Consider the following 15,307-nt stretch of genomic DNA (forward strand, 5'->3'; position numbering starts at 1 on the left):
TCCATCATCGCGCAGCGTCACCGACGATCCGCAGGGCATCCTCGACCAGGGTGGGCGCGGCCGAGTCCAGCCACCGCACCCGGGGGTCGCGCCGGAACCAGGAACGCTGGCGGCGGACGAAGCGCCGAGTGGCCCGTACGGTGTCGTCGCGGGCCTCGGTCTCGGTCAGCTCCCCGGCCAGCATCCGCAGCACCTGCTGGTAGCCGAGCGCCCGGCTGGCCGTACGCCCCTCGGGCAGACCCCGCCCGACCAGCCCTTCGGTCTCGGCGACGAGTCCCTCGGCCCACATCCGGTCCACCCGGACGGCGATCCGTTCGTCGAGCAGGGGGGTGTCCAGGTCGACGCCGATCTGCACGGCGGGGTAGTACGGTGTCGGCTCGGGCAGGGCTGCGGTGAACGGAGCCCCGGTCAGCTCGATCACCTCCAGCGCGCGGACGATCCGCCGGCCGTTGCCGGGCAGGATGCCGGCCGCCGCCGCCGGGTCGGCCTCCCGCAGCCGCGCGTACAGGGGTGCCGGGCCCTCGGTGGCCAGTTCCTCCTCCAGCCGGGCCCGCAGCACCGGGTCGGTGCCGGGGAACTCGAACTGTTCCAGTACCGCCCGCACGTACAGCCCGGAGCCGCCGACCAGCAGGGGCACCCGTCCCCGGGTGAGGATGTCGTCGACGGCCGCCCGGGCCAGCCCCTGGTACTCGGCGACACTTGCCGCCTCGGTGACCTCCCAAATGTCCAGCAGGTGGTGCGGCACCCCCTCCCGCTCGGCGAGGGTGAGCTTGGCCGTCCCGATGTCCATCCCCCGGTAGAGCTGCATCGAGTCGGCGTTGACCACCTCGCCGTCCAGGGCGTGGGCCAGGGCGATGCTCAGCGCCGACTTCCCCGCCGCCGTGGGTCCGACCACGGCGAGCACCGTGCCCGGGGTCACTGCCGTTCCCAGTTGGCCACGAAGTAGGCCACTCCGTAGGGGGCGGCGGAGTAGCTCAGCCCACCCCGCCAGGGACCGCCGGCAGCCCGGGCCGCCCCGGCCAGCACCTGCCACGGGGCCCGGCCGGCGACCCGCAGCTGCGCCGAAAGTTCCGGGTCCAGGTCGAGCAGGGCGGCCAGGTCCGCGTCGGCCAGGGCCTCGGCGACCCCGGTGTCGTACGTCTCGGCGCGGGGGTCGGCGTAGCCGGGCGCCCCCTCACCCCGGCAGGCCGACCCGTCACCCATCACCAGCAGCGCCCAGTCCGCTTCGCCCCCTAGGCCGGCGCCGAACTCCGCGCAGGCGACCGGGTCGGTCTCTCCGGCAAGGGAGTACATGGCCGGCACCGCAGGGGGCGATTCCGGGCGGGCCCGGCCCAGCAGCCAGGTGCCGATGGTCAGGCTCAGCGGCAGATCGGGTCGGCTACCGGCGGGCAGCCGACCGAGGGCCGGTTCGACCGGCAGGCCGAAGGAGGCGAGCGAGCCGTGAAAGGGCGGCTCGTGACGCAGCGTCAGCGGGCCCTCACCGACGACCAGCACCTCGGCGGCGGCGGAGTCGAGCAGCCGGGTGACCGCGGCGTGGCAGGCCCGACGGAGTTCGTCCAGTTCCGCGGCGGCGGAACCCGCGACCTCGGGAATCAGCAACGGCGGGTGTGGGCAGACGGCGGCGGCGACCAGTGGCACCCGGCAACCGTATCGGTCCGGCCGGACCGACCATGCACCCCAGGTCACCGCCGTACCCACTGAGCTGGGAGGTCAGTTCCGTGCGGCGCCGGTGCCGCAACAGCCGACCGGCGCGGTGCGGCACGCCGGTCCGGATGATGCCACGGAGTGCCTAGGACACCGTATGGTCACGGTCGGCGATAGGCGCTCGACGCGGACCGGGGCGTACCTGTGACAATGCCCGGAGAAACTTGGCTGCGCCGTGGCGGTGCCCGGGAGAGAGTTCTCCCCAGGGGCACCGGGAGAACGAGGATGGGCACATGAGCGACTGGACTGCCTTCGGACGGGTGGACGCGGACGGCACCGTCTACGTCAAGACCGCCGAGGGCGAGCGGGTGGTCGGATCCTGGCAGGCGGGAGCACCGGAGGAGGGGCTGGCACACTTCGCCCGCCGCTTCGCCGACCTGGTGACCGAGGTGAACCTGACCGAGGCACGGCTCAACTCCGGCGCTGCGGACGCGAACCACTCCCTGGCCACCGTACGACGGATTCGCGCCTCGCTGGCCGAGGCGCACGTGGTCGGTGACATCGACGCGCTGGCCGCGCGACTGGACCGGCTCGCCACGGTGGCCGAGGAGAAGGCCGGCGAGGCCAAGGCCGCCAAGGAGGCGGCCCGCAGCGAGGCCCTGGCCCGCAAGACCGCGCTGGTGGAGGAGGCGGAGAAGCTGGCCGCCGAGTCGACCGGTTGGAAGACCGCCGGCGACCGGCTCAAGGAGATCCTCGACGAGTGGAAGACCATTCGGGGGGTCGACAAGAAGACCGACGGTGAACTCTGGAAGCGGTTCGCCGCCGCCCGGGACGGGTTCACCCGTCGTCGGGGTGCGCACTTCGCCTCCCTGGACCAGCAGCGCAAGCAGGCGCAGACGGTCAAGGAGGAGCTGGTCGCCGAGGCCGAGAAGGTCAAGGACTCGACCGAGTGGGCCTCGGCCGCCAACCAGCTCAAGGAGCTGATGAACCAGTGGAAGGCCGCCCCGCGTGCCTCCAAGGAGGCCGAGCAGCGGCTGTGGGAGAGGTTCCGGGCCGCCCAGGACGCCTTCTTCACCCGGCGCAGTGAGGTCTTCTCGGCGCGGGACAACGAGCAGCGCGCCAACCTGGAGCGCAAGCAGGCGTTGCTGGCCGAGGCGGAGGCCCTCGACATCGAGGGTGACCCGAAGGGTGCTCAGGCCAAGCTGCGCGAGATCCAGGCGCAGTGGCACGAGGCCGGGCGGGTGCCGCGGGAGGCGGCTGCCGGGCTGGAGCGCCGGCTGCGTGCGATCGACGAGAAGGTCCGCGAGGTGATGGACTCGGCGTGGCGTCGGACCAGCCGGGAGGACAACCCCCTGCTGGCCCAGATGCGGGCCCAGGTCGCCGAGGCCGAGGAGCGGCTGAGCCGGGCTCAGGCCGCCGGGGACGCCCGCCGGATCAAGGAGGCGGAGCAGGCCCTCGCCTCCAAGCGCCAGTTCCTCGCTCTGGCGGAGCAGGCCGGCTGAGTCACCGCTTGCGAAAGCCCCCGGTTCCGCCTGGAACCGGGGGCTTTTTCGGTTGTCGCGCCCCTGGTCACGGCGATGTTAACGTTCGACATTTACATCGACGTCGATCTGTGATTATCTGAGGAAAGCGGTTGCCCTTTCGGGCTGGGCATGGGAGCCGTTTCCGACCAGTTCCTCCGACGGCAGGGCGCAACTCTGCGACCGCCACCGGCATCGCTGCCGCTGGGCACGGCAGCCTCCGATGTCGGGGCGTACCCCTGCCGACCACACGCCGATGACGCCTCCAGGCGTACGCCGCGACGATCCACCACCATCCATGGTCGTTGCGGCCACCCGCGTCACGGGCCCTGCGCCGCCGGTGCCGGCGACTGGTCTGTGCCGCCCTGACGCGCGTCGTCCGACCCGTTCCGCGTACCCAGAGGATGAGGAGATTGACCGTGCTTGCACTCGTCACACGTCGCCTGACCCGGCGACTGGCGGTCATGGCCGCGACGGCGGTCGTACTGCCCGCGGCGGTGGTGGCGGTGGCGGTGACCCCCGCTTCGGCGGCCACCGTGGACACCAGCGCGCAATACGTGTTCGTCAACCGCAACAGCGGCAAGGCGATGGATCTGTGGAACTGGTCCACCGCCGACGGCGGGGAGATCCGGCAGTTCACCCGTGCCGACGGCAACAATCAGCAGTTCCAGTTCGTCGACGTGGGCAACGGCTACTACCAGCTGCGCAACCGGCACTCCGGCAAGGTCGTCGCCGTCCCGAACTCCAACGACGGTGTGCAGGTCACCCAGGTCACCGCGAGCAGCGACACCAAGCAGCACTGGCGGCTCGCGGACTCCGCCAACGGCGACGTCCGGTTCATCAACCGGCACAGCAGCAAGGCCCTGGAGGTGTGGCAGTGGTCCACCGCTGACGGCGGGATGGTCTCGCAGTACGCGGATCTCGACGGCGCCAACCAGCGCTGGCAGCTGATCAGGCTGGGCAGCGGCGGCACCACTCCCCCGCCCAACCCGGCCCCGCAGACCGGCCTGGTCGGCTGGGCCACCCAGAACGGCGGCACCACCGGCGGCGGCAGCGCCGGCACCACCACGGTCACCAGCGCCTCGGCGCTGACCAGCGCGTTGAACTCCAGCAGCGCGGCGGTGATCCGGGTCTCCGGCACCATCAACTGCTCGGGGATGCTGCGGGTGCGGTCCAACAAGACCATCCTCGGCAACGCGGGAGCCACCATCGTCGGCTGCGGCTTCACCATCAACGGCGACCGAAACGTGATCATCCGGAACCTGACCTTCCGGAACTGGGGCGACGACGCGATCAACATCGAGCAGTCGGCCACCAACATCTGGGTCGACCACAACACCTTCAGCAGCGGCTACGACGGTGCGGTCGACATCAAGCGGGGGTCGGACTTCATCACCGTGTCCTGGAACCGGATCTTCAGCCACGACAAGGCGATGCTGCTCGGGCACAGCGACGACAACGGCAGCCAGGACACCGGCAAGCTGCGGGTCACCTACCACCACAACTGGTTCGACGGCAGCAATCAGCGCAACCCTCGGGTCCGCTTCGGCAACCCGGTGCACGTCTACAACAACTTCTACAGCAACGTACGCGGCTACGGCGTGGCGTCCACGATGAACGCCGGGGTGCTGGTCGAGGGGAACTACTTCGAGAACACCCCGGACCCGTTCCACCGGGGTGAGGGCGACTCCGGTCCGGGTTCCCTGGTGGCCCGCAACAACCACTTCGTCAACTCCGGCGGCGGGCAGTCCGGCGGCAGCGTGGCCGGCATCCCGTACGGCTACAGCCTGGACAGTGCCAGCAGCGTGAAGTCGATCGTGACCGGCGGCGCGGGCGCCGGTCGGATCTCGGTCTGACCGTACGACGGTCGGGGTCCGGTTTCCACCGGGCCCCGACCGGTTCAGTGTGAGACGGCGCAGCCGGTCGTCGGCGCGGGCGCTGGGGCCGGGGCACCGATGGTGGGCAGACCGAGCAACACCCCGGGGTTACGTGTCGCACGCCCCGCCTCGGCCGCGTCGCCGGCCCGGGTCCGCCGGTGCGACAGCGGCTCCCCGTCGGCGTTGAGGTGATGCGGTGCGGCGTAGGTGACCACGGTGTGCACGATGTCCCCCGGGCGGATCGCCCCGGCGTACGACCCGGCGTCGAAGTGCACCAGACGCCCGTCGCGGGCCCGCCCGGACAGCCGGCCGGTGCGCTCGTCCTTGCGGCCCTCCCCGACGGCCACCAGGACCTCCACCGGCTCGCCGACCAGCTTCTTGTTCTCCGCCCAGGTGATCTCCTCGACGCAGGCGATCAGCCGCTCGTAGCGCTCCTGCACGACCTGCTTGGGCAGTTGACCGTCCATGGTGGCGGCCGGGGTGCCGGGGCGCTTGGAGTACTGGAAGGTGAAGGCGGAGGAGAACCGGGCCGCCCGGACCACCTCCAGGGTGCGCTCGAAGTCCGCCTCGGTCTCGCCGGGGAACCCGACGATGATGTCGGTGGTGATGGCCGCGTCCGGCATCGCCGCCCGGACCTTGTCGATGATGCCCAGGTAGCGCTCGGCCCGGTACGACCGGCGCATCGCCCGCAGCACGTCGTCCGATCCGGACTGCAACGGCATGTGCAGCGAGTGGCAGACGTTCGGGGTCTCCGCCATCGCGGCGATCACGTCGTCCGTGAAGTCCTTCGGATGCGGGCTGGTGAACCGGACCCGCTCCAGCCCGTCGATCTGTCCACAGGCCCGCAGCAGCTTGCCGAAGGCGTACCGGTCGCCGAACTCCACCCCGTAGGAGTTGACGTTCTGCCCCAGCAGGGTCACCTCCAGCACACCCTCGTCGACCAGGGCGCGTACCTCGCTGAGGATGTCGCCGGGGCGTCGGTCCTTCTCCTTGCCCCGCAAAGACGGCACGATGCAGAACGTGCAGGTGTTGTTGCAGCCCACCGAGATCGACACCCAGCCGGCGTATGTCGACTCCCGCCGGGTCGGCAGGGTGCTCGGGAAGACGTCGAGGGATTCGAGGATCTCCACCTCGGCGGCGGCGTTGTGCCGGGCCCGCTCCAGCAGCACCGGCAGCGACCCGATGTTGTGGGTGCCGAAGACCACATCGACCCAGGGCGCCTTGCGGACGATGTCGCCTCGGTCCTTCTGGGCCAGGCAGCCACCGACCGCGATCTGCATCCCCGGATGCCGGTCCTTGACCGGACGCAGATGACCGAGGTTGCCGTACAGGCGGTTGTCGGCGTTCTCCCGGACCGCGCAGGTGTTGAACACCACCACGTCCGGGGAGTCCTCGGCCTCGCCCGCGCGGATGTAACCCGCCTGCTCCAGCAGGCCGGAGATGCGCTCGGAGTCGTGCACGTTCATCTGGCAGCCGTAGGTGCGTACCTGGTAGGTGCGCGGGCTGCCCGCCGCTGCGGTAGTCATGACATGCACAGCGTATCCGGCACCCTGTGGTCGGACGGAACTAGGAGGAGCCGTGTGCCGAAGCATCAAAACCCTGCGTGAGCCGTACACCCCGGAGGTCACCGACGCGGACGTGCAGGCCGCGGCTTTGCAGTACGTCCGGAAGATCTCCGGTTTCCGCGCCCCGGCGGGGCACAACGCCGCCGCCTTCGACGCCGCGGTGACCGCCGTGGCGGCCGCCACCCGCACCCTCCTGGACGACCTCGTCGTCCGCGGCCGGTAAGCGAGGGCCCCTTGTCGCCGCTCAGCCGGCCGGGTGCGCTCAGGGTTGGCGCTCACCGGCTGGGTGGCGCTCAGGCCGGCTGGGTGAGGCTCAGGCGGCGGCCAGGGCGGGGTTCACCGAGTCCGGGGCCCAGCGCGACCGGTGGCAGCGCGACCAGCCCCGGCACCGGGGGTCGGCCTCGGTGCACAGCCGCCGGTCGCTGAGCACCTCGCCCTCGTCGGTCTCCCGCACGTCGAAGTGCACCGGGCGGATGCTGCCGTCCGGTGCGACCAGCAGGTGCCGGGTCTCGTCCAGGGTGTCGTCCCGCAGCAGGCAGTTGCGGTCCAGCAGCCGGGCCAGTGCCGCGATGCTGGGCAGCTCGGGCAGCCCGTCCGGGACCCCGTAACAGTCCACGATCGTGGCGAACTCCCCGGGCGCCTGCCACACGTCGCAGACCACCGCGTACGTCGGCAGTCGCGCCGGGTCGGCGACGGCCAGGGGCATCACCACCCGACCGAGCGCATCGGCCAGTGCCGGGTAGACCTCCACCGGTCGTACCTGGTCGATTCTCCAGTTCCACAGCTCGGTCATGCCGCCTCCTCGCTGTGCTCGTCCCAGGGGCCTCGGGAGCGGGCCCTACCCACGATGGTGGGGGGCATTTGCCCTCAGGCGGGGGCAAGTTACCGGTCTGTGACCATTCTGGGCAATTTTCCCCGAGGCACCTCGCTGCGAGTATCGGGAAGGTGACAGATTATCGGGTATCGCGCACGCGGGTAAGCACGGCACGCCGCAGCCCGCACCACCTCAGCGCAGTACGACCAGGTGCTCGCCGCGCGGTAGCAGCTCACCGATCACGGGTGCGCCCGGAATCTCCCCGGCCACCAACAGGCCGCCGGAGGTCTGCGCGTCGGCCAGCAGCAACCGGTCGATCTCCCCCGCCGCCGCCAGGTCGGTCCAGGGAGTGACCCACTCCAGGTTCCGGCGCGAGCCACCGCTGACGTACCCCTCCCGGGCCGCCTCCCGGGCACCGGCCAGGTACGGCACCCGGTCGATGTCGATGGCCACCGTCAGCTCGCTGGCCCGGGCCAGCTTGGAGGCGTGGCCGAGCAGGCCGAATCCGGTCACGTCCGTGCCGCACCGCACCCCGGCCGCCACCGCCGCCTGGGCCGCCTCCCGGTTGAGGGTGGTCATCGCCGCGACCGCCTCGGGGAAGGTCTCCCCGGTGTTCTTGTGCCGGGTGTTGAGCACCCCCACACCGAGCGGCTTGGTCAGCGACAGCGGCAGTCCGGCCCGCCCCGCGTCCAGGGTGATCAGTTCCTCGGGGCGGACCAGCCCGGTGACCGCCAGGCCGTACTTCGGGCCGTCGTCGTCGACGCTGTGCCCGCCGGCCAGGTGACAGCCGGCCTCCCGGGCGACGTCACGGCCGCCACGCAGCACCTCCCGGGCCAACTCCAGGGGGAGCACCTCCCGGGGCCAGCAGAGCAGGTTGAGGGCGACCAGAGGGCGGCCGCCCATCGCGTACACGTCCGACAGGGCGTTGGTCGCGGCGATCCGGCCCCAGTCGTAGGCGTCGTCGACGACCGGGGTGAAGAAGTCCGCGGTGCTCACCACCCCGGTGTGCGGGTCCAACCGGACCACGGCGGCGTCGTCGCCATGGTCCAGTCCGACCAACAGATCCGGCGAGCTGACGGCCGGGCCCAGCCCGGCCACCATCGCCTCCAACTCACCCGGCGGAATCTTGCACGCGCATCCGCCTCCCCGGGCGTACCTGGTCAATCGCACCTGCTCTGCCACCCTCCCATGATCTACATCACCGCCCGAAATCGCCACCAGGAGCGGGCAATTTCGGACGCTGGGACGCGATCCGCCAGGGTGTTACCGCCTCGTGACCATCTGAGTTGTGTTCAGCCACGTCAGCCCGCCTACAGTGGCCGTCATCCGGGGGTCGACCGACCCCGAAAGCAATGAGGGGGACGGTGGACGACGTGACGACGGGCGAACCGCTCATCGTGCTGGACTCGGTCAACAAGTGGTTTGGGCCGCTGCACGTGCTGAACGATGTCTCGCTGTCGGTGGGTCGGGGCGAAGTGGTCGTGGTCATCGGCCCGTCCGGCTCCGGCAAGTCGACCCTGTGCCGCACGATCAACCGACTTGAGCCGATCAATTCCGGCACCATCACCTTCGACGGGCAGGAACTGCCGGCGGAGGGCAAGGCACTGGCCAAGCTGCGCAGCGAGGTCGGCATGGTGTTCCAGTCGTTCAACCTCTTCGCGCACAAGACGATCCTGGAGAACGTCACTCTGGGCCCGATCAAGGTGCGCAAGGAGAAGCCCGCCGCAGTACGCGAGCGGGGCCTGGCCCTACTCGACCGGGTGGGCATCGCCAACCAGGCCGACAAGTTCCCGGCCCAGCTCTCCGGCGGGCAGCAGCAGCGGGCCGCGATCGCGCGGGCGCTGGCCATGCAGCCCAAGGCGATGCTCTTCGACGAGCCCACGAGCGCCTTGGACCCGGAGATGGTCGGCGAGGTGCTGGACGTCATGACCTCGCTGGCCCGCGAAGGCATGACCATGGTCGTGGTCACCCACGAGATGGGCTTCGCGCGGCACGCCGCCAACCGGGTCATCTTCATGGCCGACGGCAAACTCGTGGAGGACGCTACTCCGGCGGAGTTCTTCGCCAACCCGCGTAGCGAGCGCGCCAAGGACTTCCTCTCCAAAATCCTCACGCACTAAACCCCTTAGCGGAGTGTGCCGTGACCCGGCAGGCTCCCGTTCCAGAAGGAGAAACACCTATGCGAATGAAGCGCATGGCGGCCGTCGCCGCCGCTGCCGGTCTCGCGGTCACCATGGCCGCCTGTGGCGGCGACAGCGACGAGGGCGGCAGCAGCACCGGTGCCACCGGCATCGTCGGCAAGGCCGAGAGCCAGAAGAAGCTGGTCATCGGCGTCAAGGCCGACCAGCCCGGCCTGGGTCTTCAGACCGGCAGCCAGTACGAGGGCTTCGACATCGAGATCGGCAAGATCATCGCGAAGGGCCTCGGCGTCGACGCGGGCAACATCGAGTGGAAGACCACCGTGTCGGCCAACCGTGAGCCCTTCATCGAGCAGGGCACCGTCGACCTGGTGGTGGCGACCTACACCATCAACGACGAGCGCAAGCAGAAGATCAACTTCGCTGGCCCGTACTACATCGCCGGCCAGGACCTGCTGGTCAAGTCCGACTCCACCCTGACCGGCCCGGACCAGCTGGCCGGCAAGACGGTCTGCTCGGTCAGCGGCTCGACCCCGGCCAAGCGGATCCAGGAGAACTACCCGGACGCTCGGCTGCAGCAGTTCGACTCGTACTCCAAGTGCCTGCCGCTGCTCGACGGTGGCCAGGTTGACGCGGTGACCACCGACGACATCATCCTCGCCGGCTACGCCGCGCAGGACCAGTACGCCGGCAAGTTCAAGGTCGTCGGCAGCACCTTCTCCGACGAGCCGTACGGCATCGGCCTGAAGAAGGACGACACCACCGGCTGCGAGAAGATCAACGAGATCCTCAAGGCTGCCGCCGCCGACGGTAGCTACAAGGCCGCCTGGGACACCACCCTGGGCAAGAGCGGCACCCCCGCGCCCGAGCTGGACACCACCAAGCTGACCCACTGCGGCGCATGACCGGTACCGGAGCCGGCATCCCGCGTGGGTGCCGGCTCCGGCCTGTCACCGGCCGCCAACACGTGCCCCGGGAGCCGAAGCATGCACGTATTCACTGATCCGAAGAACTTCGACGCGTACGTGTCGGGTTTCCTCTGGATCCTCAAGCTGACCGGCGCGTCAGCGGCCACCGCGCTGGTGCTCGGCGTGTTGCTGGCCGCGATGCGGGTCTCCCCCGTACCCGTACTGCGCGGCTTCGGCGCAGCCTGGGTCAACATCTTCCGTAACACCCCGCTCACCCTGGTCGTCTTCTTCTGCTACTTCGGCCTGTTCGTCACCCTCGGGCTGAGCCTGTCGCAGGATCTGGACCTCAACGTCTTCTGGCTCGGCGTGATCGGCCTGTCGACCTACACCTCCGCGTTCGTCTGCGAGGCGGTCCGCTCCGGCATCAACACCGTGCCGACCGGGCAGGCCGAAGCGGCCCGGGCCATCGGGCTGACCTTCGGGCAGACCCTGCGGATCGTGGTCCTGCCGCAGGCCGCGCGCTCGGTGGTCGCGCCGTTCGGCAGCATTCTGATCGCGCTCTGCAAGAACGCCACGATCGTCGGCACCATCGGGTTGATGGAGTCCTCCAACGTGATGAAGGACCTGATCAACTTCAACGGTGACGCCGTCATCCAGATCTTCCTGGTCTTCGCCGGCACGTTCGCCGCGCTCCTCATCCCCACCGGCTACTTCTTCGGCTGGCTGGCCAACAAACTGGCGGTGAAGCGCTGATGAGCACCAGCAGCGTCCTCTACGACCACCCGGGGCCACGCGCCAAGGTGCGCAACACCGTGCTCAGCGTGGTCTTCGGTGTCGCCCTGCTCGGGCTGGTCTACTGGATCTACACCAAGTTCGACCAGGCGAACCAGTTGGAAGCCTGGCTGTGGAAGCCGTTCACCGAGCCGAAGACCTGGACCCAGTTCATCGTGCCGGGCCTGTGGGCCACCCTGAAGGCGGCCGGGCTGGGCATGTTGCTCTCCCTGGCCTTCGGCATCATCTTCGCGGTAGCCCGGCTCTCCGACCACCTGTGGATCAGCATTCCGGCCGGTGCGATCGTGGAGTTCTTCCGGGCCGTACCCCTGCTGTTGATGATCTTCTTCATCTTCTACGGCCTGCCGTACGTGATCAACGGTCCGGTGACCGCCTTCTGGGCCGTGGTGATCGGTCTGACCCTCTACAACGGGTCGGTGCTCGCCGAGGCCTTCCGCGCCGGCATCCGGTCCGTGCCCGGTGGGCAGGCCGAGGCGGCGTACGCGATCGGTATGCGCAAGACCCAGGTCATGCAGCTGATCCTGATCCCGCAGGCGGCCCGGGCCATGCTGCCGATCATCGTCAGCCAGCTGGTGGTGCTGCTCAAGGACACCGCACTGGGCTACATCGTGGCCTACCCCGAGCTGCTCCAGCGGGGTGTCAACGACCTCGCCGCCAACTACGGCAACATCATCCCGGCGGCGATCGTCATCGCGGTGATCTACATCATCATCAACTCCCTGCTGACCGCCTTCGCCGGTTGGCTGGAGCGCCGCACCGCCACCCGCCGGGCGCGCAAACCGCGTAACAACCAGGCCCCGACCAACGCCACCACGGTCGAGCCGCAAGGCTGAGCGAACCTCGACGTACGCGACAGGGCCGGCCCATTCGGGCCGGCCCTGTCGCTTCAGTCTGTGGAGGTGCCCCCCGCCGCGCCGCTGCGGCCGGGCCCCTCGGTCAGCGGGCGATCTCGGTGACCCGGGACTCGCGGACCACGGTCACCCGGATCTGACCGGGATAGGTCAGCTCCTCCTCGATCTGCTTGGCCACGTCCCGGGCCAGCACCGCCGCGCCGATGTCGTCCACGTCGTCCGGCTTGACCATCACCCGGATCTCCCGGCCGGCCTGCATGGCGAAGACCTTCTCCACCCCGAGCTTGCCGGCGGCGATCTCCTCGATCCTCTCCAGCCGCTTCACGTACGCCTCCAGGCTCTCCCGCCGGGCCCCCGGCCGGCCCCCCGAACAGGCGTCCGAGGCCTGGGTCAGCACCGCCTCGACGGTCTGCGGCGGCACCTCGTTGTGGTGCGCCTCGATGGCGTGCACCACGTCCTCACTCTCGCCGTACTTGCGGGCCACGTCGGCGCCGATGATGGCGTGGCTGCCCTCCACCTCATGGGTGAGCGCCTTGCCGATGTCGTGCAGGAAGGCCGACCGCTTGATCAGTGGCACGTCCAGGCGCAGCTCGGCGGCCATGATGCCGGCGATGTGCGCGGTCTCCACCAGATGCTTGAGCACGTTCTGCCCGTACGAGGTGCGGTAACGCAGCCGCCCCAACAGGGTCACCAGCTCCGGGTGGATCTCGGTGATGCCGACCTCCACCAGGGCGTCCTCGGCGGCCCGCTGGCACAGCTGGTCCACCTCCTGCCGGGCCAGCTCGTGCACCTCCTCGATGCGGTGCGGGTGGATCCGCCCGTCCAGCACCAGCTTCTCCAGGGTCAGTCGACCCACCTCCCGGCGTACCGGGTCGAAGCAGGACAGCAACACCGCCTCGGGAGTGTCGTCGATGATCAGGTTGACTCCGGTCACCGACTCGAAGGCCCGGATGTTGCGGCCCTCCCGGCCGATGATCCGGCCCTTCATCTCGTCACCCGGCAGGTGCAGCACACTGACCACGCTCTCGGCGGTCTGCTCACTGGCCACCCGCTGGATGGCGTCGACCACGATGTGCCGGGCCCGCTGTTCCGCGGTCGAGCGGGCATCCGACTCGATCTCCCGCACCAGCAGCGCGGCCTCCCGCTTGGCCTGGCTCTCGATGGACTCCACCAGCTCGGCCCGGGCGGTGTCGGCGGTCAACCCCGCCACCCGCTCCAACTCGCGCCGCCGCTGGCTCTCCGCCTCGGCCAGTTCCGCCTCCCGGACGGTCAGGGCGGCCTCCCGGGCGGCGAGCGTGGCACTGGCTGCGGTCAGCTGCCGCTCCCGCTCGGCCAGTCGCTCCACCTCCTCGGTGTGCATCCGCTCCCGCTCGTCCATCCGGGCCGCCCGCCGCTCCACCTCGGCCGCCTGCTCCCGGGTGGTCGCGGCGAGCACCGCCACCTCCCGCTCACCGCTGCGTCGGGCCGCCGTGCGCAACTGCTCGGCGTCCGCCTCGGCCTGCTTGTGCGCCCGTTCCAGCACGGTGTCCGCCTCGGCCCGGGCGTCGTCGAGGACCCGCCGCGCCTCCGCCCGGGCCGCCTTGGCCTCAGCCCGGGCCGCCGCCGCCTCGGCCCGGGCCGCCGCCGCCGCGGACTTCGCCACATCGATGGTGCTGTTCGCCTCGTCGGCGGCCGTCCGGAGCGCGGCCAGGGACTGCTCCTGGCGGTCCTTCTCGGCGATGTACGCCGGATCCTCCGGCACCGGTCGCGTCTGCAGCCCGCGCAGCACCCGCGCCCCGAAGACCGCCGCGGCGAGCACCACCACGGTCAACACCAGCACGACGATCAGGAGTACGACGTCCAGGGCCCTCATGCCGGCACCCCGCCCCACCGAAGGGCCGCAGAGCCACACCGGTCAGCACCCGGCCGCAATACCGGATCATCCGGGTGCCCGGAGCTCTGCTCATCCTCGTCGGCGGCGCCGGAGTCCGCGCCGGCCCGCCCGCCACGCTCGCTCATGCCGGCCACCCGGTGAACCTCTGTCGCCCCGCCATGGCGCGCCTCCCCTGAACGTCGCGCCGTAGGAGCCGCCGGTGGGCGTGCTCCTACGGCTCTGGACGCCCGACCGGAGCGCAGGCCGCGGATAGCTCTCCCTGCCGACGGTCCGTGGGGACCCTCGGCAGGCCAGGTGCAGTTGTCGCCTCGGCCCCGGACCGGCCTGTCCGAAGCTGGCGTCAGTGGCCGTTGACGCTGGCCAAAGTGATGCTGTTCTGTTACGCGATCTATGTTGTGCGCTTAGCCTGCGCTTGGTCGGGCAATGTGAGCCTTTATGGCGAGGCTAGGTCTCCGAGGGCCTCCGGTCAAGAAGTCATGATCAAACCACCCGGACGGAACGAAGTTGCGTCGTGACGCTGCGCTGATCACGAGTCGGTCAGAGCGACACAATCGAGACGATTATCGACCCGGATCCCCGGCCCCCGGCCCAGCGGCCCGGTCAACCAGCCCCCAGTGCCGTGGCGGCAGCCACCAGAGCGGCGTTGTCCGGCGCCGGCGACCCGTCCGGCAGCCACAGGGTGTCCTCCAGCCCGATCCGGGTGGCCAGGCCCCGCCGGACCGCCTCCGCCAACACCGCCCAGACCCCGGCACCCTCGGCGTGCAACAGCACCCCAGGCCCTCCCGGCGGGAGCGCGTCGAGCATAGCGGCCGCCTCGGCCAGGGCATCCTCCGGCGCGGGCGCCATGCACTCCACCAGCACCCGACCGACCGGCACCCGCCAGCCCAGGTAGGCCTCGACCGCCGGGGGTGTCCAGAGCCCGGCCTCCACCATGACCCCCCGCTCATGCAGGGCCCGCGCCACCGCCTCCGCCCCGGGCTCGTGCGCGTTGACCGAGGCGAAGTCGGGCAGCACCGTCCAGGACTGCACCGCCGCCACCCGGGCCTGCGGATCCGGTTCCATCCACGCCCCGGTGCTCACCCCCACCGGCAGGCCCGGCACCGCCGCGCGGATCGCCACCAGGGCATCGGCGACAACCTCCGGCCGCAGGGACTCCACCCCCTCGGCGGTACGCGGATGAACATGCACCGCAGCGACCCCCAGCCCGGCGCACCGGGCCGCGTCGGCCGCCAACTCGGCAGGGCTCAACGGCACGGCAGGATGGCTGTCGCGGCCACGGTCCCCGTTGAGGCAACCCTGCAACATCCTCGCGCCTCCTGTCGGCC

14 protein-coding genes are annotated in these 15,307 nt (G+C 70.5%); 7 read left to right on the forward strand and 7 right to left on the reverse strand.

Annotation, left to right across the window (positions count from 1 at the left end; translation table 11 throughout):
• Window positions 1–4: 4 nt before the first annotated feature.
• Both miaA and ABZ795_RS11305 read right to left on the reverse strand, forming a co-directional pair.
• Complete coding sequence (miaA, locus tag ABZ795_RS11300) at window positions 5–919, reverse strand: tRNA (adenosine(37)-N6)-dimethylallyltransferase MiaA (protein ID WP_357530226.1); 915 nt, start codon at window positions 917–919, stop codon at window positions 5–7.
• The gene (locus tag ABZ795_RS11305) at window positions 916–1,638 is read right to left on the reverse strand and encodes a hypothetical protein (RefSeq protein ID WP_357530227.1); all 723 of its coding nucleotides are present in this window, start codon (window positions 1,636–1,638) and stop codon (window positions 916–918) included. Before ABZ795_RS11305 ends, miaA begins: the two co-directional genes overlap by 4 nt.
• Window positions 1,639–1,937: 299 nt before the next feature.
• Between ABZ795_RS11305 and ABZ795_RS11310 the strand changes: the two genes are divergently transcribed.
• Together ABZ795_RS11310 and ABZ795_RS11315 are read left to right on the forward strand one after the other, a co-directional pair.
• Window positions 1,938–3,146 carry a DUF349 domain-containing protein gene (locus ABZ795_RS11310; protein WP_327022130.1) on the forward strand — a complete coding sequence of 403 codons (1,209 nt, stop codon included), beginning with the start codon at window positions 1,938–1,940 and terminating at the stop codon, window positions 3,144–3,146.
• Window positions 3,147–3,628: 482 nt separating this feature from the next.
• The gene (locus tag ABZ795_RS11315) at window positions 3,629–5,020 is read left to right on the forward strand and encodes an RICIN domain-containing protein (RefSeq protein ID WP_357530350.1); all 1,392 of its coding nucleotides are present in this window, start codon (window positions 3,629–3,631) and stop codon (window positions 5,018–5,020) included.
• 44 nt (window positions 5,021–5,064) lie between these two features.
• On the opposite strand, the gene miaB is transcribed toward ABZ795_RS11315, so the two are convergent.
• Window positions 5,065–6,567 (reverse strand): tRNA (N6-isopentenyl adenosine(37)-C2)-methylthiotransferase MiaB, encoded by a 1,503-nt coding sequence (miaB, locus tag ABZ795_RS11320; RefSeq protein WP_357530228.1) that lies wholly within the window; start codon window positions 6,565–6,567, stop codon window positions 5,065–5,067.
• Window positions 6,568–6,619: 52 nt separating this feature from the next.
• On the opposite strand from miaB, the gene ABZ795_RS11325 reads away from it, so the two are divergent.
• Entirely contained in the window at window positions 6,620–6,829 is a 210-nt protein-coding gene (locus ABZ795_RS11325) for a DUF2277 family protein (RefSeq protein ID WP_327022132.1), read from the forward strand.
• A gap of 90 nt (window positions 6,830–6,919) precedes the next feature.
• On the opposite strand, the gene ABZ795_RS11330 is transcribed toward ABZ795_RS11325, so the two are convergent.
• Both ABZ795_RS11330 and selD read right to left on the reverse strand, forming a co-directional pair.
• Entirely contained in the window at window positions 6,920–7,399 is a 480-nt protein-coding gene (locus tag ABZ795_RS11330; protein ID WP_327022133.1) for a hypothetical protein, read from the reverse strand.
• 213 nt (window positions 7,400–7,612) lie between these two features.
• Window positions 7,613–8,602: a selenide, water dikinase SelD gene (gene selD, locus ABZ795_RS11335; RefSeq protein ID WP_327022134.1), complete on the reverse strand. Its 990-nt coding sequence runs from the start codon at window positions 8,600–8,602 to the stop codon at window positions 7,613–7,615.
• 182 nt (window positions 8,603–8,784) lie between these two features.
• On the opposite strand from selD, the gene ABZ795_RS11340 reads away from it, so the two are divergent.
• From ABZ795_RS11340 to ABZ795_RS11355, 4 genes are all read left to right on the forward strand, one after another.
• The gene (locus ABZ795_RS11340; RefSeq protein ID WP_327022135.1) at window positions 8,785–9,540 is read left to right on the forward strand and encodes an amino acid ABC transporter ATP-binding protein; all 756 of its coding nucleotides are present in this window, start codon (window positions 8,785–8,787) and stop codon (window positions 9,538–9,540) included.
• A gap of 59 nt (window positions 9,541–9,599) precedes the next feature.
• Window positions 9,600–10,463, forward strand: coding sequence for a glutamate ABC transporter substrate-binding protein (locus ABZ795_RS11345; protein ID WP_327022136.1), 864 nt, complete (start codon window positions 9,600–9,602; stop codon window positions 10,461–10,463).
• An 81-nt stretch (window positions 10,464–10,544) separates the two neighbouring features.
• The gene (locus ABZ795_RS11350) at window positions 10,545–11,219 is read left to right on the forward strand and encodes an amino acid ABC transporter permease (protein WP_357530229.1); all 675 of its coding nucleotides are present in this window, start codon (window positions 10,545–10,547) and stop codon (window positions 11,217–11,219) included.
• Window positions 11,219–12,091: an amino acid ABC transporter permease gene (locus ABZ795_RS11355; RefSeq protein WP_357530230.1), complete on the forward strand. Its 873-nt coding sequence runs from the start codon at window positions 11,219–11,221 to the stop codon at window positions 12,089–12,091. Before ABZ795_RS11350 ends, ABZ795_RS11355 begins: the two co-directional genes overlap by 1 nt.
• 103 nt (window positions 12,092–12,194) lie before the next feature.
• On the opposite strand, the gene rny is transcribed toward ABZ795_RS11355, so the two are convergent.
• Together rny and ABZ795_RS11365 are read right to left on the reverse strand one after the other, a co-directional pair.
• Entirely contained in the window at window positions 12,195–13,961 is a 1,767-nt protein-coding gene (rny, locus tag ABZ795_RS11360; RefSeq protein WP_357530231.1) for a ribonuclease Y, read from the reverse strand.
• A gap of 621 nt (window positions 13,962–14,582) precedes the next feature.
• Window positions 14,583–15,287: a 3-keto-5-aminohexanoate cleavage protein gene (locus ABZ795_RS11365; protein ID WP_357530232.1), complete on the reverse strand. Its 705-nt coding sequence runs from the start codon at window positions 15,285–15,287 to the stop codon at window positions 14,583–14,585.
• Window positions 15,288–15,307 lie beyond the last annotated feature (20 nt).

The sequence above is a fragment of the Micromonospora sp. NPDC047134 genome (assembly GCF_040643455.1).
Classification (GTDB): domain Bacteria; phylum Actinomycetota; class Actinomycetes; order Mycobacteriales; family Micromonosporaceae; genus Micromonospora.

Excerpts from the sequence above, each read along its gene's own strand:
- ABZ795_RS11310 (WP_327022130.1), top strand. The coding sequence starts at position 1,938 with ATGAGCGACTGGACTGCCTTCGGACGGGTGGACGCGGACGGCACCGTC.
- ABZ795_RS11315 (WP_357530350.1), top strand. The coding sequence starts at position 3,629 with ATGGCCGCGACGGCGGTCGTACTGCCCGCGGCGGTGGTGGCGGTGGCG.
- miaB (WP_357530228.1), bottom strand. The coding sequence starts at position 6,567 with ATGACTACCGCAGCGGCGGGCAGCCCGCGCACCTACCAGGTACGCACC.
- ABZ795_RS11330 (WP_327022133.1), bottom strand. The coding sequence starts at position 7,399 with ATGACCGAGCTGTGGAACTGGAGAATCGACCAGGTACGACCGGTGGAG.
- ABZ795_RS11345 (WP_327022136.1), top strand. The coding sequence starts at position 9,600 with ATGCGAATGAAGCGCATGGCGGCCGTCGCCGCCGCTGCCGGTCTCGCG.
- ABZ795_RS11350 (WP_357530229.1), top strand. The coding sequence starts at position 10,545 with ATGCACGTATTCACTGATCCGAAGAACTTCGACGCGTACGTGTCGGGT.
- ABZ795_RS11355 (WP_357530230.1), top strand. The coding sequence starts at position 11,219 with ATGAGCACCAGCAGCGTCCTCTACGACCACCCGGGGCCACGCGCCAAG.
- rny (WP_357530231.1), bottom strand. The coding sequence starts at position 13,961 with ATGAGGGCCCTGGACGTCGTACTCCTGATCGTCGTGCTGGTGTTGACC.
- ABZ795_RS11365 (WP_357530232.1), bottom strand. The coding sequence starts at position 15,287 with ATGTTGCAGGGTTGCCTCAACGGGGACCGTGGCCGCGACAGCCATCCT.